This is a genomic window from Paenibacillus sp. FSL M8-0228, from assembly GCF_038007385.1.
GTDB lineage: Bacteria > Bacillota > Bacilli > Paenibacillales > Paenibacillaceae > Paenibacillus > Paenibacillus polymyxa_D.
This window is the reverse complement of the sequence record NZ_JBBOXA010000001.1, coordinates 1,309,130-1,335,455: the sequence shown is the minus strand read 5'-3', so window position 1 is coordinate 1,335,455 and position 26,326 is coordinate 1,309,130. Positions and strand designations below refer to the sequence as shown.

The window sequence follows — 26,326 nt, the reverse complement described above, 5'->3', positions numbered from 1 at the left end:
ATTCCCCCGGAGCCGATTAGTTTTTTAGGTCAGCAATCTCAACGCCAAAACCGGACAGCTCCAGCACCTTATCCCCTACTGCATCCAGCTCACCCGCCAGCAGCATACGGCGGACAGACTGTTCGCCACCGGACAGCTTTAAGCGGCTTGTAATACGGGGATCGCCCCAACCATTAAGGGACAAGCCTTTCACTTCCAGCTTGCCGGTAGCTTCCGAAATCAACAAGGCGTTGAACGTTTCAGTATCTACTTTTTCATCTACAGCCCCCTTCACGGTTCGGCGAATTGTGCAGCGTTCACGAATGCTGTCCACTTTGCTGGAGGTCAAACCGTGCAGTACAATTTTCATATCGAGGCGCTTGATACGTACCGTTTCCTCTGGTAGTTTTTCAGCAGCTTCAAACAGGCTGTCCAAAATTTGTTCTTCTGTCATATTCTCATTCAAGCTCATAAGTCATTCTCCCTTATTGTTCATTTGTATTTGGGGAACGGAACGCCTGACAGCATCCCATCCCCCGTTTTCCAATTTAGTTCGCTACAATCGGATCCAGCAGCTCATAGCCTTCGAAGGTGAAGGTCGTTTCTTCCTGTACTTCTTCACCTGCTGTCCAGTTGGCCAGCTGGATTTTGTCAGGAGTGCAACGAATAAGACGAATACTTTCATGTCCGAAGGCTTCTGGATCATCCAATTTAGTAATAATCTCAAAACGGTTAAAACCGCGACGAATCATATCGGATGTGACCTTGTAGCCACTCATTGTTCCCGTCCCTTTTTTGATACCACGCTTGTGCACCTTCCACTCGTTGCCCACGAGATTCAGCTCGCGTTTTTCCATTTCTACGCTAGCTTCCAGCTTATTGATATTCGTCTGCCACACCCCGTCCACATGCGCCTGACCAAACGTACCTAAAATGACTCTTGAAGCATCCAACATTTCTTTTTCCTCCTCAAAATAATCCATAATATAGTTCGGGATTTCATAAAATCCTCGTTGTTAAAAAGCTACTTCATTTCTGCCGATTGCCTGCAAAATGCTTATACACGTAAAATGCTTATTTATTGCACGTAAAATGTGCCGAACAGCTGCTCCATCACGTCGGTGAGCTTCACGTTCCATTGCAGGAACACTTGATCCGGCTCCGGTTTGATGACTGGCGCATCGCCGTAGTAAGCCGGGTCGAGAATGACATCGTAGCCATCTGCTTCGATGACATTGCTCAGCGACAGCTGTGCCAAGTATTCTTTGATTGCACCGATAAGTGCCAGACGGCCTTCCACCGTATTGTTGATTTTGCCAATGTAAGTCTCTTCAGCTGCACGCTGCAAGTCAGCGTTAATAGCGTCCATGACACGGATGGAACGAATTTTCTTCCATGCGTTGTTTTGCCCGGCAGATGGATTCACCAAGCTGTTGATCCCGCGCAGCGCTTTGACCTGACGGCCGTCGAAGAACAGCAGGAAGACACCATTACGAACAGCCTGCTCCTGCTCAGAGCGTGTCCAGCGGCGGGTTACATCCTCAAAAGGCGTAACCGCATAAGTCGCCGATTGATTCAGACGTTGGCCTGCAATCAGTCCGGCTACATAAGCAGCCGTTTGGGCAGAACTGTAGTCCGTACCTGCCAGACGTACGCCTGTACCGACGTTCACGATGCCTTCATGGTTCAGCGCCAGGGAACGTGCAGAGGCCAAGCTAACAGCCGTTTTGGACACATCATCTGCCGCAGAACCGCCGAATACAGCGATTACGCCTTTACCTTCGCCCCGGACACGCTTGATCCAGGCAGCGAAGCTTTGCAGCAATGCCAGATCAGCTGCATAATCCAGAGCCAAGACATTAAATTCCTGCCCTTCAAGTGCCTCCTGCATCGCGATGTAATCGGCATTAACCAGCTTGCTATTGCCGCTGTTGCCGCCAGTGAGGTGTACGCCGCTGACATCCACCGGAATGCCGCCGTCGCCGACAACTTCGGCCTTCACCCATACATTTTCGCTGTTCTCGTTCATCGCCTTGGCGATAGAGGCAGCCGTACCGTCACTGCCTTTGTACGTGCCGAGCAGCTTGGTTCCTTCATAGAGGCGCACCTCACGAGCTTGCTCATCACCCAAAGTTGGCTGTACAGTTACAGCAAAACCATTACCGCGGCTACCTGTGTACAAAGCCTTCAGACGCAGCACATCCGCCGGGGTCGCACCGCCGCTTTTCAGCGTCACAGATGCTTCAGCAGCTGTATCATCTGCCAAACGGTAGGCTAAGAGCTTTTTCGGACCGCCCAGCAAAGCCAGATACAGCGTCGAATACGCGGTCGCACCGTCCAGACTGTCACCCGAAAAGATTTGGCTGATTGCCGTTTCACTGCCGATCTCTACAAACTCACGTACAGGGCCCCAATTCGCCTTAACGGGCACAACGACCGTACCACGCGACCCACCTTGAATCGCTGAAGCTGCTGCTGCCTGAAAATTCATATACAAACCCGGCAATACCGGTTTATTCGTGTTTTCCCATGTTCCGCCTGCCATAATTAGTCCACCTTCGCTTTCATAAATTGTTCGATTTTAGTGTGTGCTTCTGCTACCGTAAACAGCTTGTCCTGTGTGCCAAAAAAGGCGCCTGCCAGCACTTCTTCTTTCACGGAAAACAATGGTTCTGCGTGCTCTTTTAGCTCCTCCAGCGTATAGCGAGGGCCACTTGCTTCTTGCCCGGCATATACCGGGGCCTTCTCATGGTTTTCCAAGGTCACTCGGACCACCTCATTTCAAAATAGGATGAATTTCCACTCTGCGAATCAACGCCGCTTCCTCAGCCGGACGCATACGCCGCTGTACTAACATCAGCCGAAGCTGACCATCTAAAATGGCATCTGCCTGCAAATCGGCTGAAGCTTCAGCTGTAGACATATAACGGCCCTTGTCCTGATCCAGAGGAAGCTGGATTTGAGCGGCAAAGCCCTCGATCAGTGCGAAAGCTGCGCGGTTTTCCTCGGTGGTGTCCGGGGCGGTAATATGCCCGATGAACCGTTTGCGCAGCTCATACATGGAGGCTCCCGCCATCCTAGTTTCGCAGCCGCTCATCCGCCATAGTACCGCTTGCCGCCCCGGCTGTGCGGGCCATGCGTCGGCGTATACCGACCACGTTTCACCCAGTTGCTTCTGCGTCCAGCGGACCAGCGCGGCCAGCCACTCTTCCGGCTGTGTAGCACCGCTTGCTGGAACGGCCAAACCACCTTCCGTCTCAGGCACATACACGCCAAAACGAAGCGTTCTATAGGCCTTGCCCGTAACGGTGTCCAGCTTTTCTGCATCCCGCACGCCCAAATAGTGCGCGGTAAAAGTCGATGTATCCTCACCTGCACCTGTCACGGGTTCCCGGTGCAGCCCGGCAATCAGGGCATTCGCCCATACGTCAGCCTGCGCCAGTCCGGCTTGTCCTGCGTACAGCATGATGCGGACAACCTGCCGATAGCCGGCCCAGGAAGACTTCCAGATTTCCTCGCCCAGCGCCATAACAGCATACGGCTCCTCTGCCGTCTGCGACGGTGGCTGAACATCGTATACACGCCCTTGCAGCGCTGGAATAATTTCAATGAGCTTTTGCTTAAAGGCTTGTCTCATTCTGCGGCATGCCACCTTTGCGTACCCTGCGTTCGCATGTTGTGGCTATTCAGCCAGGCTTTTTTCCACTTCCGTGTTCTCATCCGGCGCAGCTCCATACTCATGCATTGCAGCATCCCTTGCTTAGGCAACACGACTCCTCCTTTCTATTCAACGAATTCCCGGGAACCGACAGAGACGATCACCGCATGAAAAAACCGGCCCTAATGGCCGGCTAACGTTTGACTGTGTGTGTCTTCGGTATGTCCTCTTGTCTTGATTCCCGATGATATAATCTTACACCCTAATAACGAATGCGTTGCCGGGGAAATGGACGATAAAAGCAGAGGATAGGGATGATGTTGGGAGGTTTTTTGAGAACACATGTTCGTATCGTAAAAAAAGACCTTGACCCCTGTTATTACAGGAAATCAAAGCCTTTTAGGAAACCATTTTAAAATAGAAATGAGAACAAGTGGATAATTATTACATCAACCCAATTTTCGATCCGCGCCCTTCTGCAAGCCTGCCAAATTTAAAACGCCTTGGTCCGCCAGTGCAAGCGCCATTTTGTAAAAAGCACGCGTGCGAAGCTTCGTATACGTATCCTTGCTGACTGGCGGGTCTAACACATAATTGTAAACCTTGTAATCGAACACATCGTCATCCTTTAAATAACGTTCACGGATAAGCAGCTGTTCGCGTTCATTCAAGCGGCTCACTACGGCATCCACCATTTCGCAGTAGGCCAAGCGGGCGGCAGGAGCATCTACATTATATACGGCTGTCCGGGCCGTTGGATCGCTTGTCACATTTGTTGGGCCGCTCGGGCGATCCGTATAGCCAGCCGTAATAAAGCTCTCCCGATCCATAAAGGTAATCGTTTTATAAATTCGGTATTTCTCAAACACACCCTCCAATGCATTCTGCGTTTTGCGACGGTCCAATTCGGGTAAGTTATTTCTCATGTAAAGCAACACTCCTTATATGCCTTTTGACAATGATGTATTTTTAAATGAAGATTTTGCAAAATCCTCAAATAGAAAACGCTCATGTTTACATTGTGTTCCCCTTTTGTTCGTATCTTGAGTATAACATAACATTATTTAGGATAGGTATCCATCCTCAAAAAAAGCAGTATAGCTCCAAAAACAGGATATTCGCTTTATTTTCCTATGCCTTTTGGCATATTACGTGCTTTTACTATTTACCTAATGGTATAATAAAAGCAATATCTATGATTCTCTTGCAGAAAGGAGCCCCCATTGTGGAACAGCCAGCATTCGGAACTTACTTAAAACAGCAGCGCGAGCACAAACACTTGAGCATCAACCAATTGGCAGACGCCGCAGGTATTAGCAATTCACAAATTTCCCGCATTGAAAATGGACTGCGCGGAATTCCCAAACCCTCCACTCTCCGCAAAATAGCGGACGCGCTCAGCGTATCCTATACCGAAATGATGAAGGCCGCCGGATATTGGGGAGACGATGATTCAATGGAGCAAAGTCCATATGAACTTTATCCTTCTACTGTACCGGAATGGGCAACCTCTAAAGACCGCCGGGATTTTAAAAAAATGCTGGAGGAAGACGACGAATTAATGTTCGATGGCATTCCGCTGGATGAAAAAGATCGTCAACGGATCAAGGACGTTCTGACAGGTCTGTTCTGGGAAGCCAAACAGATGAACAAACATAAAAAGCCCAAAGAGCCCCAAGCGGGCAAAGATCAGGGATAGCAGGTGAGCGTATGAACGAACTCATTCACAAACTTGTCCGAAAATACCGTACCAACTGCCCCTTCGATATTGCGAAAGCCCTGGGTATCCATATCCGATACTGCGATCTAGGCCCCACAACCAAAGGGCTGTATTACCACAAGCTACGTAGAAGATTTATCGTTATCCACAATGGCCTCACACCCGAATGGGAACGGTTCGTCTGTGCGCATGAATTGGGACATGACCGACTGCATAAAGGCATCAGCCGCTTTTTTATGGAGGAGCATTCCTACTTTTCCCCAGGAAAATTTGAACAGCAGGCCAATCGGTTTGCCGTGCTTTTGTTGAGTGAAGGAAAACCGCCACTAGCTGACGAAACGTTGGATCACTATTTACCCCGCATTGGGCTGCCCAAAGAGACTGCCCTTTTTTTTGATCGCAAAACAGAACACTAGTTCCCCACCCGTAGGTTACTGTTTATTACTTCCTCTATAATATAGGTAACTAGACGATGGGTTTAACAACCGATATATCAAAAAATTTTAGTGCTTTGATATAAAATAGAAGTTATTTTTACAATCATCTGATAAAATGTGGTCGTAAGCGGTTTCTCTAATTCATTCATTTTATGGGAGGTTGAAGGAACAACATGAACTCATGGAAAAAACTCTCGTCGATCCTGACGACTGCCGCGCTTTTACTTGGGTGTCTCGGTACAGCAGCAGCAGACCCAGCAACCCATGTGGGAACAGCGGGAACGGCAACGACTCCAGTCAGCGGTAAACACATCACCATCCTACATACGAACGATACCCATGCCCACGTGGTCGCGAATGACAAGGAAATGGGATTCGCCAAGCTGGCGGGTATCATTGATCAGTACCGGGCTTCTAATCCCAATACACTGCTGCTAGATGACGGGGATACCGTTCATGGAACGACCTTCGCTACTTTGGTTTACGGTGAGAGCATTGTGAAAGTGATTAACAAGCTGCGCTATGATGCTATGGTTCCGGGTAACCACGAGTTTAATTATGGTTGGAAGCATCTTGTCGAGCTAAGTAAGGAAATTCAGTTCCCTGTGCTCAGCGCCAATATTAAACAAACAGACGGAACACGTTTGTTCAAACCCTATGTTATTAAAGAAGTGGATGGCGTTAAAATCGGTATTATCGGTCTGACTACGCCAGAAACAGCATATAAGACGAATCCCAAAAATGTTGAGGGTATTCAATTCACCGATCCTGCGGCTGAGGCCAAAGCGGCTGTTGATGAAATCCGCAGCAAAGTAGATGTCGTTGTTGTTCTTGGTCACCTGGGGCAGGATGCGTCTAGTAAGGACACCAGCCTCAAAGTTGTTAAGGAAGTGCCTGGCATTGATATTTTCATCGATGGACACAGCCATACTGTACTGGAAAAAGGCTTGGTTAGTGACAATGATACATTGATCGCTAGCGCAGGTGAATACACCAAGTATTTGGGTGTTGTGGACTTATGGGTCGACGGCGGTAAGGTTACGCAAAAGCAAGCCAAGCTGATTGATTCGACTCAAGCAGTGGACGTTCAGCCCAACGCTGAAATTGCTGCATTGATCGCCTCCATTCAGAAGGACCAGGAACCTATTCTTAAAGAGGTTGTAACGCAAACGAGTGTGGATCTGGAAGGAGCACGCGAAAAGGTACGTGCAAGTGAAACCAATCTCGGTGACCTGCTCACCGATGCTATGCGTGACGTTTCGGGAGCAGATGTGGCTTTAACGAACGGTGGCGGCATCCGGGCTTCCATCAAGACGGGAACGGTAACCAAGGGAGACGTCATCACTGTGCTACCTTTCGGCAACCAGATCGTTACCTTGAAGGTGAAAGGCTCTGACATTCAGGCCGCACTGGAAAATGGTACAGCCTCCTATCCAGAGCCAAGCGGAGGTTTCCCGCAGGTATCAGGTATCTCGTTCAAAATAGACACATCAGCAGCCAAAGGCAGCCGTGTTCATTCCATTCTGATCGGCGGAAAGACACTTGATCCTGAGGCAACATATACACTGGCCACCAATGATTTTACTGCCGTAGGTGGTGACCAATATACGATGTTCGCTAAATATCCACAGGCAGGTATGTTCGGCTCGCTTGATGAGGCGTTAATCCGCTACATGCAAAAGGTGGGCTCCGCTAGCCTGCAAGTACAAGCAGACGGTCGCATTCAAGAAGCCAAGGCTGACGGTAAAATGTCTGTCCCTGCCACACAAGCTGCGCCATCTGCTTCAACCGCAACACCCGCACCTGTGCAGGAAAAGCCGCAATCCGTCTCTACACCGGCTGCGAAACCAGCGCCCGCAAAACCTGCACCGGCAAAGTCTCAAACAGCCAAGCCACAGCAGACATCCGATTCTGCACAAGTTACAAATAGCCATGTATATGTTGTGAAATCCGGGGATACGCTGTATGACATTTCCCGCAAACATGGTACCACCTGGCAACAGCTTCAACAGTTGAATAAGTTGAAGAATCCTCACCGTATTTATCCCGGACAAAAGTTAGATCTCCCGGCCTAATTTGATAGCTAGCAAAGGCAGCATCCTAGTGGTTCCGGATGCTGCCGTAGGTCAGGCGTTTATAGATATGCGATAGTCCAAGCTCATTTGGACATCGCATATTTTTTTAAAAAGCAAACCTTTTAACCGCTGACAAGTTGTGAACCGAGAGGTATGATGGAGAAGAGTCACTCGGGCAAGAACATTCGTCCCGATCCCCATCGGGATCAGTTATATGTGTGGAAGGAGTCCAGAAATGCAATACATTATTTACGATCTTGAATTTACCGTTAGTCGTAACGCCAGATATTCCTCCGAAATCATTGATATCGGTGCCGTCAAAGTTGTTCAGGGAGACGATGGCCTATACGTTGCGGATACGTTTCACAGTTTTGTAAGACCCTCGAATCGACCTGTACTCTCTACTGATACCGTTCAGTTCACGGGTATTACTCAACGAGACATTGATGCCGCTCCACTATTTCCTGAAGCTGTGAAGGAGTTCATAGCCTGGCTCGGTACGGATTCCCCTTATTATTTATGCGCATGGGGCCCGGATGACCGTCAGAAGCTGGTATCCCATTGTCGTACCCATCATGTAGATCTCGGATGGATTCATAATACAAATGATATACAGAAGCAGATTTCCCGTCTGCTTGGTTCCAATGGAAAGTACCGTCAGTTGAGCCTGTCTCAGGCGCTGGAATTGTGCAACATTGACTTTGACGGTCAACAACACCGGGCACTGGATGATGCCGTGAACACCGCTCAGGTTTTCATGTACCATTTTGATCGTATTACATTAGTTCATAATGCTGCTGACGATGAGGAAAGCCGTGGATCGAAGCTCGTCTACTCCTCACCAGAAGAAGAGCAGGAACAGTACAGTCCTTTTGGCAATCTCGCCAACCTGTTTAAGGACCGTTAAGCGGATAGCTCCCCGGCCCGTTCCGGGGGATCTCCCCCTGTTATTCTTAATTTCCTGCCTTTTTATCGAAATAGAATGCCCCCCAGGTCCGCAGCATTTCTTGCATTCGTTTGCGGTACCGTAAAGGCTCCAGGATCTCGGCCTCAGCTCCATAGGAAGTGAGCCAATCCAAAAATTCACGGTCATGATTGACCGTCACCTCAAACAACAAACTTCCATCCGGCAAATCCTTAAGAAAAGGCTTGATGAACAGCTCCTCTTCTTTGACCCGATATACAGACTCGGCAGAAAAACGTACCACAAACCGGATATTCTGATTTCCTTTGGTCACCGACCAGGTCCCTTTAAAAAACATTTCCATTTCAGTTGTATTTTTTTGAAACGTATACGGCAAAATTCTCATGTTCCGAAATCGGCTGATCCGAAAGGTTCTCATCGCGGATTGCTTGTGACAAAAACCAAGCATATAGAATCGCCGATCCTGCGGGACCAAGCAATAAGGATCCACCTGAACGAGTGATACATCTTCATTTTGAGGTGAGCTGTATTCCGCTTCAATCGTCTGCTGCGTAAGACTCGCTAAAACAATCAGCCTGAGCAGATAGGGCTGGTTTTCCCGATCAAGTGTCGAGCCGAGCCGGACAATATTTTTCATTTCCTGCGCGAAGCTCGTCTGTTCCATCTTTTTTTTCTGACTAGAGGCCATCACTTTCTCATAAGCACTTTCAAAAGCTGGCGGTAAAAGAGGCTTTACCGTTTCCATAATCTCTCCCAGCTTAGTAAAAGCCTCTGCCTCTTCTTCCGTCCAATTCAGAGGATACAAAGCGAAATTGCTAATAAAAATGTACCCCTTGCCATGCCCCATATTCGCAATCGGTATATGCATAGCGCTTAGCGCCTCCATATCTCGGTATATGGTACGTTCTGATGTTTCACAACGTTCGGCAAGCTCTCTTGCCAATATCCCTGGATTTGCCTGAACAATAGTAATAATCCGCATTAAACGTATCAACCGATCAGTCAAGGAAGTCTCTCCTTTACAAAAAGATAGTAAATTAGACTCACTATATTACACAAATAAACTAGCATAATTGCCTATCTCAAAGTATCATTTTCAGTAAAATGAACATCTTCTAGCGATATTGCCTTATTGAAAAAGACTTTAGAACTATACGCTGTAAATGATACAAAAGTACCACTCCATTTATTACGTATAGCCAGAAGCAACTCGGCTTCCTGCAGGTAGTCCATATCATCGCTTCTTGCTGCACGTATAAGTAATTCATCTGCTTGTCTGGTAAGGATGAACGCCCCTTGCTCATATTCCCCTTTCTCGTACATACGCAATGCCTTTTTTACAATAGGGGACGTCTCATTCAGCTTTATGTATTTTTCCACCTTCGGGTTGGATGGAATGCTCAGCAGACCAAGATGATGCGTAAAATGGATGTAGAGCTGGTCTGTCCGAATCATCGTTCGCTTTTCCTGCGATGGCTTGCGCCAGCTCCACTCCATCATTCCAATCGTATGTCTTCCGGACGAGTGAGCCGGTATAGAAAACGTCAAAATAGCCTGTCTATATTTTCCCCGCCGTACATCACCACAGTGAACAAACATGCTATCTCCGTTTTCCGAGCGTTTAAAACCGAGCCTTACCCCTTCAGCTTTTAATAGACTTACCCCGTTTTCTGGAATGAACTGGAGTTGAAGGTCACATCCCGCTGCTTTCGGTATTAGATTTCCTTTTCTTTTACGTTTAGCTCCATAGCCCCATTCTATCAGTAGATTTACTTGTTTGGACCCATTCGCAGATATAGACTCTTTGTCCCATGTGTACGTTACATTGAGCATTGACTTCACCACTGGTAAATTCCCCCTAAAAGAACATGTAACTCTAAATTAACAGTGTTATCTGACACTATATTGTCAGGGAACGTATGTTCGATTGTGAAAATTATACATGGGAATCTTTATGAAGGGGGACCTAGTTTGGTAAATAACATTTTAAACCATTTGAATTACATGAACGCGCAAAAATAGCCCGGCGTATGCCGGGCTATTTTATAGTCTACTTCTATACTTAAACTTATGAGATTGTAGTTTCTGTTAAAGAAACATTCGTTTTTGTGCAAATATCAGATATAGGGGCAAAAGTAGTACTATCTACGACGAGATCCTTTGATAACGGCTTTCCATTTACAGTGATTTTTAAAGTTTTATAGTTTTGTTCTTTCTCATTCATCTTGCAAAATCTCCTTCTATATTAATTTTTAATATATTTCAGTTTATATATTCATATTTAAGACCTGATCAGGTGCGGATCGTTCTTTACTCGTATGCTAGAAAAAATGCCGGAATGTTGCCGCTTCCTTGATATACCCGTTTTTTGGTACACTTAAACTCATATATCGACTTTTTTTGAGATCATTTTCTCCGTATTTATCGTCCGTTTCTTCAAAAATCTGCATCCGTATCGTTATATTATACGTAACCATGTCATATGGGTAATGATCTATATCATCTAACATCTTGGTTTATCAAAAGGGGGAACATCTCTTGGCACGACCAACTTGTCGCTTTGCTTTGTATCGCCGCATTGTCTGCGCTGCTATAGCACTTTTGTTTATTTTTGGGATAACTCGTGTACCCGAAGTACATGCTGCTTATTGGGATGATGTATATCAGGGCTTCGAGCAATTTTCGCGGTTACCTGGTGATGTATATCAGCTCAAGGAAAGCTATCGACAAACCCAGGAGGATCTGGAAAAGGCCCGTAACAGCTTAGAAGCCTATCAAGAGCAAAACGCCCAATTGCTGGAGCAAAACCGCAAGCTGACTGACACAGTCACAGAATTAAAAAATCTTCAAACCCAGCGCGATCAGGCTTCACATCGAAATAAATTGCTCATTATCACAGCTATAATTCTGCTGGCCGGTTATTTTATGGGTATCCGACTGTTGCGTTACGGGATGCGTCGACGTTCGGGAAGATACTAACTGTCTGAAAGGATGAAAGGTCTGAATGGACATACAAGCAGGACAACACCATGATGAAAGCGTCGGTTCGGTCGTAACGCTCGATCTGGCGGAAGGAGAAAAGCTGCACGTTCTGCATCCGCAGCAAATCATCGCATACCGCGGACCCAGCTCAGGCCGCAGTGATAAACTGATGAATATTAAGGGCATGTATCGCAAACACAAACTGATTCAGGCCGATTTCACAGGAGCTTGTCGCCTAATTGCTGCACTTCCACCTGGCTTTAGTCTAAAAATGATTAAGCTTGAAGGAAGCGATGATCTGTTATACGATTTTCGCAACCTGTTCTGGTACAGCTCCGGTATCCAAATGCGTACTAAGCTGCTAAGCATGAAAAACATGTTGTTTAGCCGTGATGTTATAAAAATGAAATTTGATGGTGTGGGTCAAATCGGTCTTTTGACGCAGGGATTGGTGTGTCAGGAACAGCTTCATCCGACAGAACCGATATATGTGGATGCGAGCAGCGTCATTGCCTACCCCGAAAACGCCCATCTGGAGTTGACCGTGTACGGCAACCATCTGGCCAGCCAGCATATGAACTATCATTTTAAAATGACCGGACAGGGTACCGTACTATTCCATGCCGGGGAGCATCATCGGCGGCTCCAACAGGATATGAACGACGATGGCGTGATCAAGCGATTTTTAAGGGAAGTCATTCCATTTGGTGGAGTGTTTATCAAATAGCCCTGCCATGCTATAATGACAATGCTAAAGCCGTCTGTCCTCGTGGCAGATACTAATGAAGAAAATCCATGCGTCATGCATGGGAGAGGTTCGCGAACTCCCTCTATAAAAAACTAACGATGCTTTGTCCTCCGCAAGAAAAATGATTTCTCGGGGCAAGGCCTGTTTTTTGTTGAAGTCGGTTCAAGAACTCTCCTTCTTCCAAGTGACAAGACTTGTGTCTTGCACCATTCCAAGAAGATCGAGAGGTTTTTTTATGTTTGCAAACGAAAAAGCAGTCGTCGTATTCAGCGGCGGCCAAGACAGCACAACCTGTTTATTTTGGGCAAAAAAACATTTTGCTGAAGTAGAAACTGTGACGTTCGATTACGGTCAACGCCACAAGCAGGAAATCGAAGTAGCCGCTGGAATCGCCCGCGAACTGGGTGTTCCGCAAACGGTACTGGATATGAGCCTGCTTAATCAACTAGCCCCTAATGCCCTCACACGCACAGACATTGACATTACTCAACAGGAAGGCGAACTGCCTAGCACCTTTGTAGACGGTCGCAACCTACTGTTTCTGAGCTTCGCGGGAGTTCTCGCCAAGCAAAAAGGAGCGCGCCACATCATTACAGGCGTATGTGAGACGGATTTCAGCGGCTATCCCGATTGCCGGGATTCCTTTATCAAATCGCTGAACGTCACACTAAACCTTTCGATGGACTATCCCTTTGTGATTCATACCCCGCTTATGTGGTTGAACAAGGCCGAAACTTGGCACATGGCCGATGAGCTGAAAGCTTTTGAATTTGTAAGAACACGTACACTAACGTGCTATAACGGCATCATTGGCGACGGCTGTGGCGAATGCCCTGCTTGCAAACTTCGCCGTGCCGGACTGGAGCAATATCTCGCGGTGCGCGGAGCTTCATCCCAAGGAGTTGAAGGTCATGCGTGAGCCAGGTACCTTTCGCATTGTCGACAAGCTCCAGCAGTTTGGGACAGACATTGAGCACTCTCAGCTGCGTTATCACCGCAAACGTGTACTCGTCAGCAAACAATTTACGTTCGATGCAGCACATCATTTGCACTGCTACGAAGGCAAATGCAAAAATCTGCACGGACATACCTATATCGTCGTATTTGGCATAAGTGGCATACCGGGCGAAACGGGTCTAACGCTAGATTTTGGTGACATCAAAACGATCTGGAAAGAGCGGATTGAGCCTTTTCTGGACCACCGTTACTTGAATGAGACGCTTCCTCCAATGAATACAACGGCGGAAAATATGGTCGTCTGGATCTTTGAACAAATGGAGTCAGCCTTGACCTCGGATGCATACTGCAACCGTGTCGAAAGTGGACGTACCGAGTTTGTACGGTTGTTCGAGACACCTACCAGCTACGCCGAGTTCCGACGGGAGTGGATGCTCGATGAGTAATACCGTGACTACTCACCAACCCATGACAGCCTCCCACGGCACCCAAATAGCCCCTATTCCCGTACTGGAGGTGTTTGGTCCCACTGTTCAGGGCGAAGGTATGGTCATTGGTCGTAAAACGATGTTTGTTCGTACCGCAGGCTGCGATTACCATTGCTCGTGGTGCGACTCCGCCTTTACCTGGGACGGCAGCGCCAAGGATCAGATCCGTCGTCTGAGTGCCACGGACATTTGGCAGGAGCTGAAGGCCATCGGCGGCGAACGCTTTTCGCATGTGACCCTTTCTGGAGGCAATCCTGCCCTGCTACCGCAGCTTGGGGAGCTAATCACCCTGCTACGCAGTCAAGGCATTGCCACCGCTGTCGAAACACAAGGCTCCCGTTGGCAGGAATGGCTGTACGATATCGATGAGGTAACCCTGTCCCCGAAACCGCCCAGCTCGGGTATGACGACCAACTGGGACGTGCTGGATGATATTGTCGCCCGTCTGTCGAACCGGGAGATGGCTGGCGAGTTACGAGCGACGTCCCACGTCGCAATCGCAACAGACTTGAAGGAACCCGCTAATGAATCTGCGCGGCTCTATACCGGAGCTTGCAGCTTGAAGGTCGTCATCTTCGATGACACCGATCTTGCCTATGCCCGCACTGTTCACGAGCGCTATCCACACGTACCGCTGTTCCTTCAGACGGGTAATCCAGATGTAAACACGGAGAATACCGGACAGATAGCGGAGTCTCTACTCCATCGTTATGAATGGCTTATCGACCGTGTCATGGACGATTCCCTACTAAACCATGTAAGAGTACTCCCGCAGCTCCACACCCTCGTATGGGGCAACAAACGCGGCGTATAACACTTATATGTAATATATTCCGTATGCGCTGTATGTGATACACAAAGGAGAGCATTACTCACTTCTGCCCCAACCAATATGTAAACGGGTAGGGATTTTAGGATGGTGACGGCGGTCGGCAGCGGAGCGGAGACTCAAATCATTCGCGGAGCGACCTCCCACCACCATAACTCCCTCTCTCTTTTACCAAACCAACTTACTTTAAGGAGCCTTATCCATATGACCGGAAGAACACCCGAAGAAATGACCGATGTTACCCTGCTTGGCAATCAAGGCACACAATACACTTTTGCCTATGATCCCGCCATTCTCGAAAGCTTTGATAATAAACATCCCTATCGGGATTATTTTGTAAAGTTCAATTGCCCGGAGTTCACCAGCCTGTGTCCGATTACAGGACAACCTGATTTTGCAACCATCTACATCAGCTACATTCCCGATATTAAAATGGTAGAAAGCAAATCCCTTAAGCTGTACCTGTTCAGCTTCCGTAACCACGGCGATTTCCATGAAGACTGCGTCAACATCATCATGAATGACTTAATTAAGCTGATGGACCCTCGATACATTGAAGTATGGGGCAAATTCACGCCACGCGGCGGTATCTCTATCGACCCGTACACCAACTACGGCAAGCCAGGAACAAAGTATGAACAGATAGCGGAGCACCGCATGATGAATCATGATATGTACCCAGAAAAGGTTGATAACCGTTAAGCTAATAACTCTTCTGACATAGCGTAAATATCAAGGGGTTGTCCTAAAGTCATCAAATGACTCAGGGACAACCCCTTCGTTTTACTGAAAGGAGACTGTGCACGCTTGTGGCATTACACATCCAGATCAAATCTTGATTTTTTATATTCATACGGTGTTTTACCCATAACTTCTCTAAAAGCTTTTCTGAAAGATTTCTCGTTTGGAAACCCGACCTCGTAAGAAATTTCTGTAAGTGACTTATTAGTTGAATCCAGTAAATCGATCGCCTTCTCCAAACAAAGAATTTGCTTGTATTCGGTAAACGTCTGGCCTGTATATTTATGAAACATTCGCGACAAATAAGCCTCCGAATAACCGCAGATACGGGCCGTTTTGGCCAAGCTAATATTTTCAGTATAACGCTCTTTAATAAAGTCCATGATTGTCTTTATCTTTTGTTGCTTTTCACTGAATACTTCCGGTGGAATGTCTGTCGTCTGACTAAAATGATTGACAAGCAAATATTTCAGTTCAATAATTCGGCTTTGCTCTAAAATGTAGTCGTATTTGCCTTTGGAAATATGTAGATCATATATATCCATAAACAATCCTCTTAATTTAGAGATTATGGGTTCTTCAACTTGTTTCTCTTGCGTATTTAATTGGATGATTACTTGTTCATTGGCAAAGAAAGTGTCTGGAAATTGCAGCACAATGACCTGGTTCTCCGTAATGCTCTGCGTGGAATGCGGAACATTGCTGTTAATGAATAGCGCATCCTTTTCCATCAAAATAGTTATTTTTCCTTCATGCCACACCTTTAGACTTCCACTTGTACAGTAGATCAACTCCATATTGCTGTGAAAATGCATAGGAATGACTCTTTCTGTATCTCTGGATTGGAACATAAAAAGGTTAATCATTTTTTTTCTGTCTATTTCGATATGTTCATATATTTTTTTCATCACCACACCTCATCAGCCAGCCATGAGTAATTCATCTGTATTCTATATTAAGGCATAAACTCTTATACTAATACTCATACTATACCGATAGTAAAATGCCCGGACAAGCAGAATCTATTCAACGGACCAAAAATAAAAAAGAAGGCAGTTCTTCCCGCAAACGGGATAATGAACAGCCTTCCTTAACCTGCTTGCAACCCGGCAAGCAAAAAAATGTTACCCTACACATTCCTGCAACTGATACATTCTAACTTCTCCTACATTGTGTCCTGCCTCAAGTAATACATTGCTTTGGTCTGCACCTTCTATGAAATAACGCAGGGAAAACACTTCTTCACCCTCATTCACAAAGATCTCCAGGCTTGAGCTTTCAATGAATATTTGCATTTCTGCAAGCTTATTATTTAATGTTGCTCTTCTGTACTCTCTCTCGCCAGTCAACCAGTTTGTTCTCCAAACGGTCAGACTGTTTTGTTCCTGATCATAGTCAATTTGCACAGCATCCCTTATGATCATTTTAAAATTTTCTGTCAGTAAGGAAAAATCAACAATTAGCTCCGCTTGTGTAGAAGGCAGCACCCACTCACTACTACTTTGAATTTCCCCTTTGTAATGCATGCCATCCAGTCTTAACAATTGTAATTCCGGCAATGGTTTCTGGTACAACACACCGTTCATCAGCACAACTTCTCTAGGAAGTGTTAATGCATGAATCCAGCCCTCTTGAATGGTCGGGACAGCCCTCTCCGCTTCCTCATTCATGGCGCTCATCCATCCGAACATAATGGTTCTGTCATTAACTTTGAATGATTGTGGAGCGTAAAAATCAAATCCTCGATCAAGCTCTTTAAAATCGGAAAGGTCCCCGTTGAATTTGCCTGTATTCGATAATTTGCCAACCATATATCCCGATTGATTAGGATTTTTATAATATTCGCCTCTCTCCGGTAAACCCTGAGGAGAGAAAACAAAAACATCGTTTTCGGCAAATTGAAGTACATCCGGACATTCCCACATATATCCAAATTGATGATCATGATCAACAAATGATCCTTGGCATTCCCAATCGGACAAATTTTCAGATTTGTAGATAAGCGTATCTCCAGTCAAATCTTCTCTCTGAGCACCAACAATCAACCACCAGTTCCCGTGTTGGTCTCTCCATACTTTCGGATCTCGAACATGCCTAGTGTAACCTTGGGGATGCTCAAACAAAGGGCCGATTTTTTGAAAATACTCTCCATCCTCCGAAATCGCGGCGCATTGATAGCTTTCTTTTACTCCATCATCTCGGATTACATTTCCTGTATAAAACAGATACAGCTTTTCATTATGAACAATGCCCCCGCCCGAATAAATGCCATCCTTGTCATACCATTCCGAAGGCTCCAGCGCGACACTTTTCCTTTGCCAGTGCACCAGATCGCTGGAAACAACATGGCCCCAACATTTATTTTTATGCTCAGTTCCTTTTGGATTCCACTGATAAAACACATGATATTGATGATTGAAATAAGCAAGTCCATTAGGATCATTGAGCAAACCGTAAGGAGGGGTGATATGATATTTCAGGTTATACGCGTCGCTTTTATTCATGCTCATCCTCCGGTAAAAAAACAAAACTAAAACTCAGCAAAATTTCCTGCGAGCTTGACCCGATATAAACATCAAATTCACCGGGTTCACTTTTGTATTGCATTTCACGGTCATAAAATTTAAGCATTTCTTCATGAATTGAAAATTCAACATTTTGGGTCTCGCCACTTTGCAAAAACATTTTTTTAAAGTCTTTTAATTCTTTCACTGGTCTTGCAACACTTGCAAATTTATCGCGAATATATAATTGGATCGTTTCCTTTCCATCATAAATTCCAGTGTTGGTGACAGAAATACAGATATCAACTGACTCATTTTTCTTCATTTCTTTTTGGCTAATTGTTAATAGGCTGTATTCAAATGAGGTATAGGATTTGCCATAGCCAAATGGATACAAGGGTTCATTCACTTCATCTATATATCGGGATGCAAACCGATAAGAGCCATTTTCCTTTAAATTCGGTCTGCCTGTATTCAACTCATTGTAGGACATCGGAATTTGTCCCACGCTCCGTGGAAAGGTCATGGCTAATTTCCCCGATGGATTGACTTCCCCATACAGTATATTGGCCAGTGCTTCTCCGCCCATCGTTCCTGGATACCAGGCTTGAACAATAGCGTCCACTTTTCCGGCTACTTCGGTAAGAATCAAAGGTCTTCCACTATAAACGATCAGAACCGTCTTTTTGCCCAGTAAACTTAATTCATGGAGTAGTTTCATTTGCGGCTTAGGAAGCGTCGGGTTCGTTCGCGATCCCCCTTCTCCGCTCTGATAAATACTTTCTCCCAAGGCGAGGACAATGACATCCGCTTCGTTAGCATTTCGGATTGCTTCGCGCAGCAGGGCCTCCTCATCGACTGTTTCAGCAGCCAGCTTGTCCGCATATTTGCCAAGGGCTTCTCTTGCATTAGCAGGAAGCATGTGCGCCCCTTTGCAAACCGAGAGATTGTCGGGATCAACATGCTTTAATAATCCCATTTTCAAATTGACGGTATCCGCCTCATCCCCCTTAATGGCCCACATGCCCAGGGTGGAGTTTTCATCTGCGTAAGGACCGATTAAAGCTACTTTGGTATGTTTAGACAATGGCAGCAGTTGATTTTCATTTTTCAGCAAGACTACGGATTCTTCAGCCAAGGACAGCGCGGCTTTTTTATGTTCATCTGACAGAATGCTGTTTCTCGACCGCTGAACGGTTTCCTGTAATCCGCGGAACGGGTCCTCAAACAGCCCCAAATCATTTTTCAGCTTTAAAATACGGTATACCGCTTCATTCAAAAGCTCCAACATATGCTCGTTATCAGATACTACTTTCTCCAATTGATTGGCGTATACTGCTGTCTTCATATCCACATCAACACTAGCCAACAATGCCAGCCTTGCAGCGGAAGCCTCATCTTCGGCATAACCGTGCATGATCAGTTCTTCTATAGCGGCGTAATCCGAGATCAACACACCATTAAAATTCATCTCTCGTCTTAGCACGTCGCGGTTAAGCCACTCGTTTCCTGTTGCAGGAACGCCATTCAAGGTATTAAAGGCCGTCATAACAAGCTTTGCCCCCGCCTCGATTGCAGCTTGATACCCTGGCAAATAATATTCTCGCAGCGTGTGCTCCGACATATCCACGGCGTTATACTCACGTCCAGCGACAGGTGCCCCATAAGCGGCAAAATGTTTGACGCAAGCGGCAATTTTATTGGCTGGTATGATATCCTCCGAGTTTCTCCCCTGGATCCCCTGAACCATGCTTTCGGCATATTTCTTCGCCAGCAAAGTGTCCTCTCCAGGCGATTCCATCACCCGCCCCCAACGGGGATCTCTAACGATATCTACCATGGGGGAAAAGGTCACGTGCACACCTTCGTCATAACATTCCTGGGCAGCAATCGAACCTGCATGTTCTATACCCTCATAATTCCAACTACATGCTTGTGCAATCGGAATCGGGAAGATGGTTCGATACCCATAGATAATATCTGCCATGAACAGCAGCGGAATTTTATGAATCGATTTTTCCAAATAATCCGTTTGCAGTTGGATAATTTTTTCTGGATTAGTGATGTTCAATATGGAGCCTGTGTTATATATATTGTAGCCGGCGTTTAACCCTAATTTTTTTAAAGGACCCGTCACAACAGTGTCTATATCCCCTTCAAAAAAATCACCGGTCAGTTGGATGAGCTGGCCTATTTTCTCTTCTATTGAAAGGCTGTCCAATTTCTTAAGCAGTGTGTTGTTGTCCATGATTCTCCCCACATCATTTTATTTGTGATCTATTTTTTCTTTAAACCCAAAGATCCACGTTAGTGCAAATGCCACAGCAAAGCCGATTACACAAACTAAGATATATATGAATATCTGATTGTTCAGGTACAATAACATTCCCGGTAGGGCTGTGATTGACATGCCCGTTGCTTGAACATTAAATATACGTGCGAAGAAACCGCCAACCGCTCCGCCAATCAAGCCCATCAAGAACGGTTTGCCATATCGAATGTTCACCCCAAAGATAGCGGGTTCTGTAATACCCAATAACGCAGACAAGGTAGAAGGATACGCAATGGATTTGGTTTTTACATTTTTAGATTTTAGACCAACAGCCAATGCAGCACCCGCTTGTGCGCAAATCGACGCTGAACTGATCGGGTTCACCATATTCCAACCATTGCCTACTAACATCTGTATTTCAATCAGGTTTAAGGCATGGTGCAGTCCGGTAACTACAATAATCTGATTGATGCCACCGTAAATAAATCCGCCGATGCCGTATGGTAATTTTAAAATGGCGGTAACACCCATTAATATTAAAGTTTCCACCTCGTGAAAAATGGGACCGATCACGAACAATCCCAGTACCAGTGTGATTAATAATGTCAAAAATGGTGTTAGAATTAAGTCCAATGCATCCGGGACTGATTTCCTGATTTTTTTCTCTAGCATCGCCCCCACGACACCTATTATGAAGGCAGGCAAAACCGAGCCCTGATAGCCTGCAATTTTAATGAATCCGAAAAATACTAGTGGTTCCTGAACTTTTTGAGCGACATCCCAAGATGTAGGCAACGAAGGACTTACTAACATTAATCCAATCAATATCCCCAATAGTGGTGATCCACCAAACACCCGGAAGGCCGACCAACATACCAACACGGGTAAAAATGCAAAAGCCGTATCGGTCAATATTTGCGTAAACAATATGAAATTCGCAGAAATATGATCAGGTGTAAGTCCAAATAACTGGAGCAGTGCAGGCTGAGTTACTAAGCCTCTAACTCCCATGAATAATCCTGTAGCTACCAATGCAGGCATAATCGGAACAAATACATCCCCGAAAACACGGATCATTCTTTTGAACCGATTATCACCTTGAGTGGAGGCCATCTCTTTCAAATCAGCCTTTGATGTAGCAGATATGCTTTGGCCAACCATGGCATCGTATACTTTATTTACAGTACCGGTTCCAAAAATAATTTGATATTGCCCAGAGGTAAAGAAAACGCCCTTGGCCTTATCAATATTCTCAATAAATTCATCATCAATAATTTCTCTATCTTTTACAATCAGCCTCAGCCGTGTGGCACAATGTGCCATGGAAATAATATTGTCTTCTCCGCCAAGCCCTTTAATGACATCTTGGGCTATTTTAACGTATTCTTTTTCAAGACTCATCAGTCTCTTCCTTTCCTCTGTTCCTCTTAGTTAGTCTGAATCATTAAAACGTTGATCAAATATGCTTCTTAAGAATATCATGACTGCGCTTTCAAACAGCGGGATTATTTTACTACATTAAGGTCAAATTTTGACCTTTTTATATCCTTGATTATAAATGCATACTAGCAACTGGTGCCTGATGAAACAATAAAGTGCACCCCTAGAATACACAATGGAATAACCTTCTGGTTTATTCCCATGTATTTTAAAGGTGCACTTCAATTGTTGTATAGAGAGTTACTTACGTTTTACTTAGTGACTTTCAACTGAGCACTGTCAGCTGTATAGATAACCTTCACTTTATAATTGCTTGGTAAACCTACCGTTTCAATGGAAGAAAATGCTCCATTTCGTTTAGCATAAGTTAAGATCGTAGCACCATTAGCCGGCACATATTTGTTAGAAAAGTTCAGGCGTAATTTTCCGTTGAGTATAGCTGTTCCCTTTATTTTGAGCACATCATTTTTAGTGCGTAGGTTAAGCTCAAGTGTTCCCTTGGCAGATTGTCTGTAATTTCCGCCAATAATCAGCTTCCCAGAAGCATTTTTAAGAAGAGTTCCCCCGTAATTCGTAATTCCGCCACTTCCGAAAGCCGTGTCCGAAGTTCCCTCCAAAGTACCTTGGTCGATCTGTGTACCGCCGGAATACGTATTGTTGCCCATTAGTTTCAACGTACCTGTTCCCTTTTTAGTCAGCTTTCCAACACCAGATATATTATTGCGCCAGCGATCCAATGCATTGAAACCACCTTTGGAAGCGTCCATATTCACCGTCACATTATTGGCGAAAGCACCGTAGCCATCCGCAGCGGAAAACAAGTTCAATCGTCCCCATCCCTCAGCATCATCAAGTACAGGATATCCGGAAGGAATTCCCGTGGTAGCCAAAACCCAACGACGTTGTGTGCTATCCAGGTAAGGCAAGCGTGTCTCCAATAGTACCTCAGTTCCCTTAGGCACTATCATAGGCGTCGCGGTTGGATTAACCTGACTGAATCCGTATGTTAATCGTTGATTATAATTTTTTTTGTTTGTGGCATAATTGCTGAACCGATCTGGAGCTGTACCTTTTTGAGACAGCAGTTGTTTACGAGCATCCTGATAAGCCGCTTTCTTCAAACTGCTATTGGCTGGATCAGACAGGATAGCAGCAGCCATCGCTGTTGCCATGACACGCCCTCCCATAACATCAAGCGGGGAATGCATACCGGCAACAACACGGTTATTGCCCAGCTCCGAAGCTCGCGTCAGCAGTTCTTGATAACGCTCCGGCACGGCGTAGGCCATAGCAATAGAACTGAGATACGCAGCATTGGTATGACCGCTAGGAAAGCCGCCATCGCTAGTAGCATCAGCTTTGAGAGCGGGAATAAGGCTCGGAACAACTACAGAGTTATCGCTCCAGCGAAACGGGCGAGGATAGCTAAAATAAGACTTAGCCGGGTTCGTCGTAGAATATTCTCCGCGCAAGGTATTTACCAGATTTACGATGTTGCCGAGATTGGAGCTTGTACTCCCAGCATTCGTTCCCTCATCTTCGTATTTCTTAGTCAGGGCATCTGCCGGAATGTCGTTGATTGTTGTCGTGGCACCTGCATTCTTACGATATACATCAGTGAGCGAACCCAGCCCGTCGATCACACTGTAGCTCTGGTTTCTGCGATCATCCAAATAAGCCGCATTGGCCTCACTGGAAGTGCGACGGGCAGCGATATCAATCACTTTTTGAATATTGGCGTCCAGCACGCTGCTGTTTAGCTTGGTACCTGTATCCCAGGTAGCGCCGGGAGTCCAAAGCTTATTAAATTCGGAGAGCAACCCGAGGGTCGGATTAGAGCTTTCCGTCTTATTTGCAGAACTATTATTTTTATAATGATCTACGAAATATCCCCACGACGGTTCTGTTGGAGTTACCGCTGTTGGTAGGGTTGCTGCACTCGCATAACTTCCACCCAGGGAACCTAGAAGTAAGGGTAAAGATAGTAATGCAACTGATAATGGTTTCCTTAGCGATTTCATTCTCAAATCAGATCCTCTCTTCTCTTGTGCTCTTCATACTTTCTCTACGGAGCTATTATCTATATAACAAGATGTATGACATAAAGAATCATATCTTAAGTTTGTTAAATTAAGAGCTTAGTTTTGTTAAATGAAAAAAAGGCATCCCAAGATTCGTATATACGAATCTGGAGATACCTCTTTCAAACCGTTATAGAAAATCAGCTACCCTACAGCCATACTTCTATGACTTTGCCATTTACGAAAGCTACTGCCTTGAAATAAAGACTACGATTGCCGTATACCCAGGCTTCGATTTGAGTTCCGTTTGAAGCAGCCCCCTTTTCTCTGACTGTTGGGCTTCCCCATGCGAACTGCACCTGCGTCGTATTCATGCCCAAGCTTACCTCGTTATTTTTAATCTTGTTCCAGATGGCTTGCGACCATTGGTATTTGTTGTACGGATCGTAAGTTAGAAATTGATCGGAATCAGACAGCATTTGTGGAATGCGTGAAGCTCCGATAATGGAAAACGTGTCATAAGTTTCGCCATTAGCCCCCTGGAAAATAACTTCGTAAGATTTAACACCGTTCGGGTCTGTGCTGACTTCGATGTCTTTAACTGTTACCTTGCCAAATCGCTCTCCAGCGTTATAGAAGTTATTGACCCAATAGGTTTTGCCAATTAATTTGGACAGACTACCCAGATCAATGGCTTTGATAATTTTAGCCGTTTCCGGCGTCTCAATGACCAGCTTGGTAGCGCCCACAGATAATTCGCCTTGCTGACGGTCACGATTCCATTTGAATCCGCCCAACTTCAGATCGGTCAGTAATGTTCCCGGGAATACAACCTGTCCGTTAACCGTTTGAACCTTGCCCTTCAGTGCAACAGGTTTACCATTCACTATCGCGGTGGAACTCCCTTTTTGGAGTACGATATTGTTTTTACCCAGCTTGATCGTAAATGCCTGGTTTGCCACGGTAACAGATCCACCCAGCGTCTTGAACACAGACTGCACAGGCAAATACACACTGCCGTTTAGTATAGCCGCCCCGGTCAAGGTTTGGTCAGACGATACCTTTAGTGTAAAAGAAGAGGGTATACCTTCGTTCCGCAGAGATACGGCTGTGCTGCCAATGCCCCTTACTTTGAGTGTACCGGAACCATTCTGCTGTAGCTCGGCAACCTGTGGTTTCTCCACTTCAATCTCACTAGCTTCGGGATGACGTGTTAGTCGATAACCGTTCGAATACGTCTCTTGTACATTTAATTGAATCGTATCGCCGATGGCAGCCTCTTTGGAGGTCGTCAACAAGGACATACCCGTTAATGTAGGCAAACTTAGCGCAGTCGTGGTTCCGTCCTTATAGCCGACCCAAGAGCCATCCTTTAATTGTGCAAAAAGTTCGTCAGGCGAATCAACCAACCTTGCAACATTAGATAACCCGCTAAGTTGCACCGCAGGATATTTTTTCAGCCGATCATAGCTCCATACCGTCCCGTCGCGATGTACAGTAATCAAGACATGTGTACCTTTTTTCCACAATATCGAAGTAATATCACTTCCCACTTCACGTGGCGGTTCATTGGTCAGCATATCCAGCATCGTGACATGACCATCTTCCTTAAGTATTGCAGCATACGCCGTACTCATTTTGATATCAAGCGCACCATCTACATGACCTATCTTGCGGGGCTTAGATTCTGCGTACCCTGTGGAATACCATACATCACCGGATCGAGTAAGAACCGTAAAGTAGGTACTTACCTTATCACCGTCTATAGCATCCGATATTCCCTCGACCTGTTCTCTTCCCCAGGAGATCGTCCCATCGGTTTTAATAGCCAGACCCTCTCCGGTAATCTCCTTTACTCCTGAAGATTGGGCCGTCACTTTTGGGTCGGAGTTATCATCCCAGATGGCTACCTTCCCGTCCTCAGTCCAGCCATAATAACCTTGACTCTTGTCTTTGCTGCCTGTAATGCCCTTCAAATTCAATTTCTCAATAGCCGGGCCATCTATACTCTTTCTCCATAAAGAACCATCATCCAGTATGTAGTTATTCCGGTCGATCACGTCTATAATTTTAGCATTTTTCCAAGTGTTGTTCGTCGTTACATTTGCCGCTACTGCTGTTTCTCCAGTGTTTAACGTAGTTCCCACCACCGCTCCACATACCACGGATACTGCCAGCAAAATCATCCCTGCTTTTCTCATCGTGATTCCCCTTTTCTATCTCTATTTCCATATCAGTAACTTGCATAATTCCATTCCCAACGCTCAAAAATACAATATATAAACGAACTAGATCGCTTCGATCTCTATATTACTGATTTGAAAGCCTTTTTGGGATTGATACAAAATACTCACATATATATCGGTTTTGAGGATGGTAAATGTTTGAATTTCGATATGCCATTTTAGAAATTCTAACTAAATGGAGCAATGAAGAGTATCCAGCAGGATGGGCAAGCAGTAATGAGTAAAGGTGGCCTTCATCCCACTTTCAGCCATTTGCTGCAAACGGATCGCTTCCTATATCTTAAAATATACATACATATTCGGA

At 45.7% G+C, this 26,326-nt stretch carries 26 protein-coding genes and 1 riboswitch; of the genes, 10 read left to right on the top strand and 16 right to left on the bottom strand.

Going from position 1 to position 26,326, the window contains the following annotated elements:
- Window positions 1-16: 16 nt before the first annotated feature.
- From MKY98_RS06080 to MKY98_RS06050, 7 genes are all read right to left on the bottom strand, one after another.
- Window positions 17-451 carry a phage tail assembly chaperone gene (locus MKY98_RS06080; protein WP_007429164.1) on the bottom strand — a complete coding sequence of 145 codons (435 nt, stop codon included), beginning with the start codon at window positions 449-451 and terminating at the stop codon, window positions 17-19.
- 76 nt (window positions 452-527) lie between these two features.
- A complete protein-coding gene (locus MKY98_RS06075; protein WP_069011551.1) occupies window positions 528-935 on the bottom strand; it encodes a phage tail tube protein in 408 nt (135 codons plus the stop codon).
- A gap of 122 nt (window positions 936-1,057) precedes the next feature.
- The gene (locus MKY98_RS06070) at window positions 1,058-2,524 is read right to left on the bottom strand and encodes a phage tail sheath family protein (RefSeq protein ID WP_029516160.1); all 1,467 of its coding nucleotides are present in this window, start codon (window positions 2,522-2,524) and stop codon (window positions 1,058-1,060) included.
- Window positions 2,525-2,526: 2 nt separating this feature from the next.
- Window positions 2,527-2,745: a hypothetical protein gene (locus MKY98_RS06065; protein WP_069011550.1), complete on the bottom strand. Its 219-nt coding sequence runs from the start codon at window positions 2,743-2,745 to the stop codon at window positions 2,527-2,529.
- Window positions 2,746-2,755: 10 nt separating this feature from the next.
- Window positions 2,756-3,616 (bottom strand): hypothetical protein, encoded by an 861-nt coding sequence (locus tag MKY98_RS06060; RefSeq protein WP_069011549.1) that lies wholly within the window; start codon window positions 3,614-3,616, stop codon window positions 2,756-2,758.
- On the bottom strand, window positions 3,613-3,747 hold the full coding sequence (locus MKY98_RS06055; protein ID WP_256026078.1) for a hypothetical protein: 135 nt from the start codon (window positions 3,745-3,747) through the stop codon (window positions 3,613-3,615). Before MKY98_RS06055 ends, MKY98_RS06060 begins: the two co-directional genes overlap by 4 nt.
- Window positions 3,748-4,086: 339 nt before the next feature.
- The gene (locus tag MKY98_RS06050; protein WP_029516157.1) at window positions 4,087-4,563 is read right to left on the bottom strand and encodes an ArpU family phage packaging/lysis transcriptional regulator; all 477 of its coding nucleotides are present in this window, start codon (window positions 4,561-4,563) and stop codon (window positions 4,087-4,089) included.
- A 299-nt stretch (window positions 4,564-4,862) separates the two neighbouring features.
- Between MKY98_RS06050 and MKY98_RS06045 the strand changes: the two genes are divergently transcribed.
- From MKY98_RS06045 to MKY98_RS06030, 4 genes are all read left to right on the top strand, one after another.
- Window positions 4,863-5,336, top strand: a complete 474-nt coding sequence (locus MKY98_RS06045) for a helix-turn-helix domain-containing protein (RefSeq protein WP_069011548.1) — start codon at window positions 4,863-4,865, stop codon at window positions 5,334-5,336.
- An 11-nt stretch (window positions 5,337-5,347) separates the two neighbouring features.
- Window positions 5,348-5,773, top strand: coding sequence for an ImmA/IrrE family metallo-endopeptidase (locus MKY98_RS06040; RefSeq protein ID WP_069011547.1), 426 nt, complete (start codon window positions 5,348-5,350; stop codon window positions 5,771-5,773).
- Between the two features lie 194 nt (window positions 5,774-5,967).
- A complete protein-coding gene (locus MKY98_RS06035; RefSeq protein ID WP_069011546.1) occupies window positions 5,968-7,869 on the top strand; it encodes a 5'-nucleotidase C-terminal domain-containing protein in 1,902 nt (633 codons plus the stop codon).
- Between the two features lie 235 nt (window positions 7,870-8,104).
- On the top strand, window positions 8,105-8,776 hold the full coding sequence (locus MKY98_RS06030) for a 3'-5' exonuclease (RefSeq protein ID WP_029516153.1): 672 nt from the start codon (window positions 8,105-8,107) through the stop codon (window positions 8,774-8,776).
- A 46-nt stretch (window positions 8,777-8,822) separates the two neighbouring features.
- Here MKY98_RS06030 and MKY98_RS06025 read toward each other — a convergent pair whose 3' ends face one another.
- The 3 genes from MKY98_RS06025 to MKY98_RS06015 all read right to left on the bottom strand — a co-directional run bounded on the left by MKY98_RS06025 (window position 8,823) and on the right by MKY98_RS06015 (window position 11,018).
- Window positions 8,823-9,800: a helix-turn-helix transcriptional regulator gene (locus MKY98_RS06025; RefSeq protein WP_029516152.1), complete on the bottom strand. Its 978-nt coding sequence runs from the start codon at window positions 9,798-9,800 to the stop codon at window positions 8,823-8,825.
- Window positions 9,801-9,871: 71 nt separating this feature from the next.
- Window positions 9,872-10,639, bottom strand: a complete 768-nt coding sequence (locus MKY98_RS06020; protein WP_029516151.1) for a hypothetical protein — start codon at window positions 10,637-10,639, stop codon at window positions 9,872-9,874.
- Window positions 10,640-10,862: 223 nt separating this feature from the next.
- Window positions 10,863-11,018 carry a hypothetical protein gene (locus tag MKY98_RS06015; protein WP_165144572.1) on the bottom strand — a complete coding sequence of 52 codons (156 nt, stop codon included), beginning with the start codon at window positions 11,016-11,018 and terminating at the stop codon, window positions 10,863-10,865.
- Between the two features lie 314 nt (window positions 11,019-11,332).
- Here MKY98_RS06015 and MKY98_RS06010 point away from each other — a divergent pair, with 314 nt between their 5' ends.
- The 6 genes from MKY98_RS06010 to queF all read left to right on the top strand — a co-directional run bounded on the left by MKY98_RS06010 (window position 11,333) and on the right by queF (window position 15,500).
- Complete coding sequence (locus MKY98_RS06010; protein WP_069011543.1) at window positions 11,333-11,773, top strand: hypothetical protein; 441 nt, start codon at window positions 11,333-11,335, stop codon at window positions 11,771-11,773.
- 25 nt (window positions 11,774-11,798) lie between these two features.
- Window positions 11,799-12,503, top strand: a complete 705-nt coding sequence (locus MKY98_RS06005) for an AIM24 family protein (protein ID WP_069011542.1) — start codon at window positions 11,799-11,801, stop codon at window positions 12,501-12,503.
- Window positions 12,504-12,582: 79 nt separating this feature from the next.
- Window positions 12,583-12,626, top strand: a riboswitch (PreQ1 riboswitch).
- Window positions 12,627-12,759: 133 nt separating this feature from the next.
- Entirely contained in the window at window positions 12,760-13,443 is a 684-nt protein-coding gene (gene queC, locus MKY98_RS06000) for a 7-cyano-7-deazaguanine synthase QueC (protein ID WP_069011541.1), read from the top strand.
- Window positions 13,436-13,927: a 6-carboxytetrahydropterin synthase QueD gene (gene queD / locus MKY98_RS05995; RefSeq protein ID WP_069011540.1), complete on the top strand. Its 492-nt coding sequence runs from the start codon at window positions 13,436-13,438 to the stop codon at window positions 13,925-13,927. The genes queC and queD overlap by 8 nt, the downstream gene beginning before the upstream one ends.
- A complete protein-coding gene (gene queE, locus MKY98_RS05990; RefSeq protein WP_069011539.1) occupies window positions 13,920-14,783 on the top strand; it encodes a 7-carboxy-7-deazaguanine synthase QueE in 864 nt (287 codons plus the stop codon). The genes queD and queE overlap by 8 nt, the downstream gene beginning before the upstream one ends.
- 219 nt (window positions 14,784-15,002) lie before the next feature.
- Window positions 15,003-15,500 (top strand): preQ(1) synthase, encoded by a 498-nt coding sequence (gene queF / locus MKY98_RS05985; RefSeq protein ID WP_029516147.1) that lies wholly within the window; start codon window positions 15,003-15,005, stop codon window positions 15,498-15,500.
- 113 nt (window positions 15,501-15,613) lie between these two features.
- On the opposite strand, the gene MKY98_RS05980 is transcribed toward queF, so the two are convergent.
- The 6 genes from MKY98_RS05980 to MKY98_RS05955 all read right to left on the bottom strand — a co-directional run bounded on the left by MKY98_RS05980 (window position 15,614) and on the right by MKY98_RS05955 (window position 25,977).
- Window positions 15,614-16,447 (bottom strand): AraC family transcriptional regulator, encoded by an 834-nt coding sequence (locus tag MKY98_RS05980; RefSeq protein WP_069011538.1) that lies wholly within the window; start codon window positions 16,445-16,447, stop codon window positions 15,614-15,616.
- Window positions 16,448-16,663: 216 nt separating this feature from the next.
- Entirely contained in the window at window positions 16,664-18,043 is a 1,380-nt protein-coding gene (locus MKY98_RS05975) for a glycoside hydrolase family 32 protein (RefSeq protein WP_029516145.1), read from the bottom strand.
- Window positions 18,036-20,291 carry a beta-glucosidase BglX gene (gene bglX / locus MKY98_RS05970; protein ID WP_069011537.1) on the bottom strand — a complete coding sequence of 752 codons (2,256 nt, stop codon included), beginning with the start codon at window positions 20,289-20,291 and terminating at the stop codon, window positions 18,036-18,038. The genes MKY98_RS05975 and bglX overlap by 8 nt, the downstream gene beginning before the upstream one ends.
- A gap of 18 nt (window positions 20,292-20,309) precedes the next feature.
- The gene (locus MKY98_RS05965; RefSeq protein WP_069011536.1) at window positions 20,310-21,716 is read right to left on the bottom strand and encodes a sucrose-specific PTS transporter subunit IIBC; all 1,407 of its coding nucleotides are present in this window, start codon (window positions 21,714-21,716) and stop codon (window positions 20,310-20,312) included.
- Window positions 21,717-22,006: 290 nt separating this feature from the next.
- Entirely contained in the window at window positions 22,007-23,776 is a 1,770-nt protein-coding gene (locus MKY98_RS05960) for an acid phosphatase (protein WP_069011535.1), read from the bottom strand.
- A 209-nt stretch (window positions 23,777-23,985) separates the two neighbouring features.
- Entirely contained in the window at window positions 23,986-25,977 is a 1,992-nt protein-coding gene (locus MKY98_RS05955) for a copper amine oxidase N-terminal domain-containing protein (RefSeq protein WP_069011534.1), read from the bottom strand.
- Between the last annotated feature and the right edge of the window lie 349 nt (window positions 25,978-26,326).

Excerpts from the sequence above, each read along its gene's own strand:
- MKY98_RS06080 (WP_007429164.1), bottom strand. The coding sequence starts at position 451 with ATGAGCTTGAATGAGAATATGACAGAAGAACAAATTTTGGACAGCCTG.
- MKY98_RS06075 (WP_069011551.1), bottom strand. The coding sequence starts at position 935 with ATGTTGGATGCTTCAAGAGTCATTTTAGGTACGTTTGGTCAGGCGCAT.
- MKY98_RS06070 (WP_029516160.1), bottom strand. The coding sequence starts at position 2,524 with ATGGCAGGCGGAACATGGGAAAACACGAATAAACCGGTATTGCCGGGT.
- MKY98_RS06060 (WP_069011549.1), bottom strand. The coding sequence starts at position 3,616 with ATGAGACAAGCCTTTAAGCAAAAGCTCATTGAAATTATTCCAGCGCTG.
- MKY98_RS06050 (WP_029516157.1), bottom strand. The coding sequence starts at position 4,563 with ATGAGAAATAACTTACCCGAATTGGACCGTCGCAAAACGCAGAATGCA.
- MKY98_RS06040 (WP_069011547.1), top strand. The coding sequence starts at position 5,348 with ATGAACGAACTCATTCACAAACTTGTCCGAAAATACCGTACCAACTGC.
- MKY98_RS06035 (WP_069011546.1), top strand. The coding sequence starts at position 5,968 with ATGAACTCATGGAAAAAACTCTCGTCGATCCTGACGACTGCCGCGCTT.
- MKY98_RS06030 (WP_029516153.1), top strand. The coding sequence starts at position 8,105 with ATGCAATACATTATTTACGATCTTGAATTTACCGTTAGTCGTAACGCC.
- MKY98_RS06015 (WP_165144572.1), bottom strand. The coding sequence starts at position 11,018 with ATGAATGAGAAAGAACAAAACTATAAAACTTTAAAAATCACTGTAAAT.
- MKY98_RS06005 (WP_069011542.1), top strand. The coding sequence starts at position 11,799 with ATGGACATACAAGCAGGACAACACCATGATGAAAGCGTCGGTTCGGTC.
- queC (WP_069011541.1), top strand. The coding sequence starts at position 12,760 with ATGTTTGCAAACGAAAAAGCAGTCGTCGTATTCAGCGGCGGCCAAGAC.
- queD (WP_069011540.1), top strand. The coding sequence starts at position 13,436 with ATGCGTGAGCCAGGTACCTTTCGCATTGTCGACAAGCTCCAGCAGTTT.
- queE (WP_069011539.1), top strand. The coding sequence starts at position 13,920 with ATGAGTAATACCGTGACTACTCACCAACCCATGACAGCCTCCCACGGC.
- queF (WP_029516147.1), top strand. The coding sequence starts at position 15,003 with ATGACCGGAAGAACACCCGAAGAAATGACCGATGTTACCCTGCTTGGC.
- MKY98_RS05980 (WP_069011538.1), bottom strand. The coding sequence starts at position 16,447 with ATGAAAAAAATATATGAACATATCGAAATAGACAGAAAAAAAATGATT.
- MKY98_RS05975 (WP_029516145.1), bottom strand. The coding sequence starts at position 18,043 with ATGAATAAAAGCGACGCGTATAACCTGAAATATCATATCACCCCTCCT.
- bglX (WP_069011537.1), bottom strand. The coding sequence starts at position 20,291 with ATGGACAACAACACACTGCTTAAGAAATTGGACAGCCTTTCAATAGAA.
- MKY98_RS05965 (WP_069011536.1), bottom strand. The coding sequence starts at position 21,716 with ATGAGTCTTGAAAAAGAATACGTTAAAATAGCCCAAGATGTCATTAAA.
- MKY98_RS05960 (WP_069011535.1), bottom strand. The coding sequence starts at position 23,776 with ATGAAATCGCTAAGGAAACCATTATCAGTTGCATTACTATCTTTACCC.
- MKY98_RS05955 (WP_069011534.1), bottom strand. The coding sequence starts at position 25,977 with ATGAGAAAAGCAGGGATGATTTTGCTGGCAGTATCCGTGGTATGTGGA.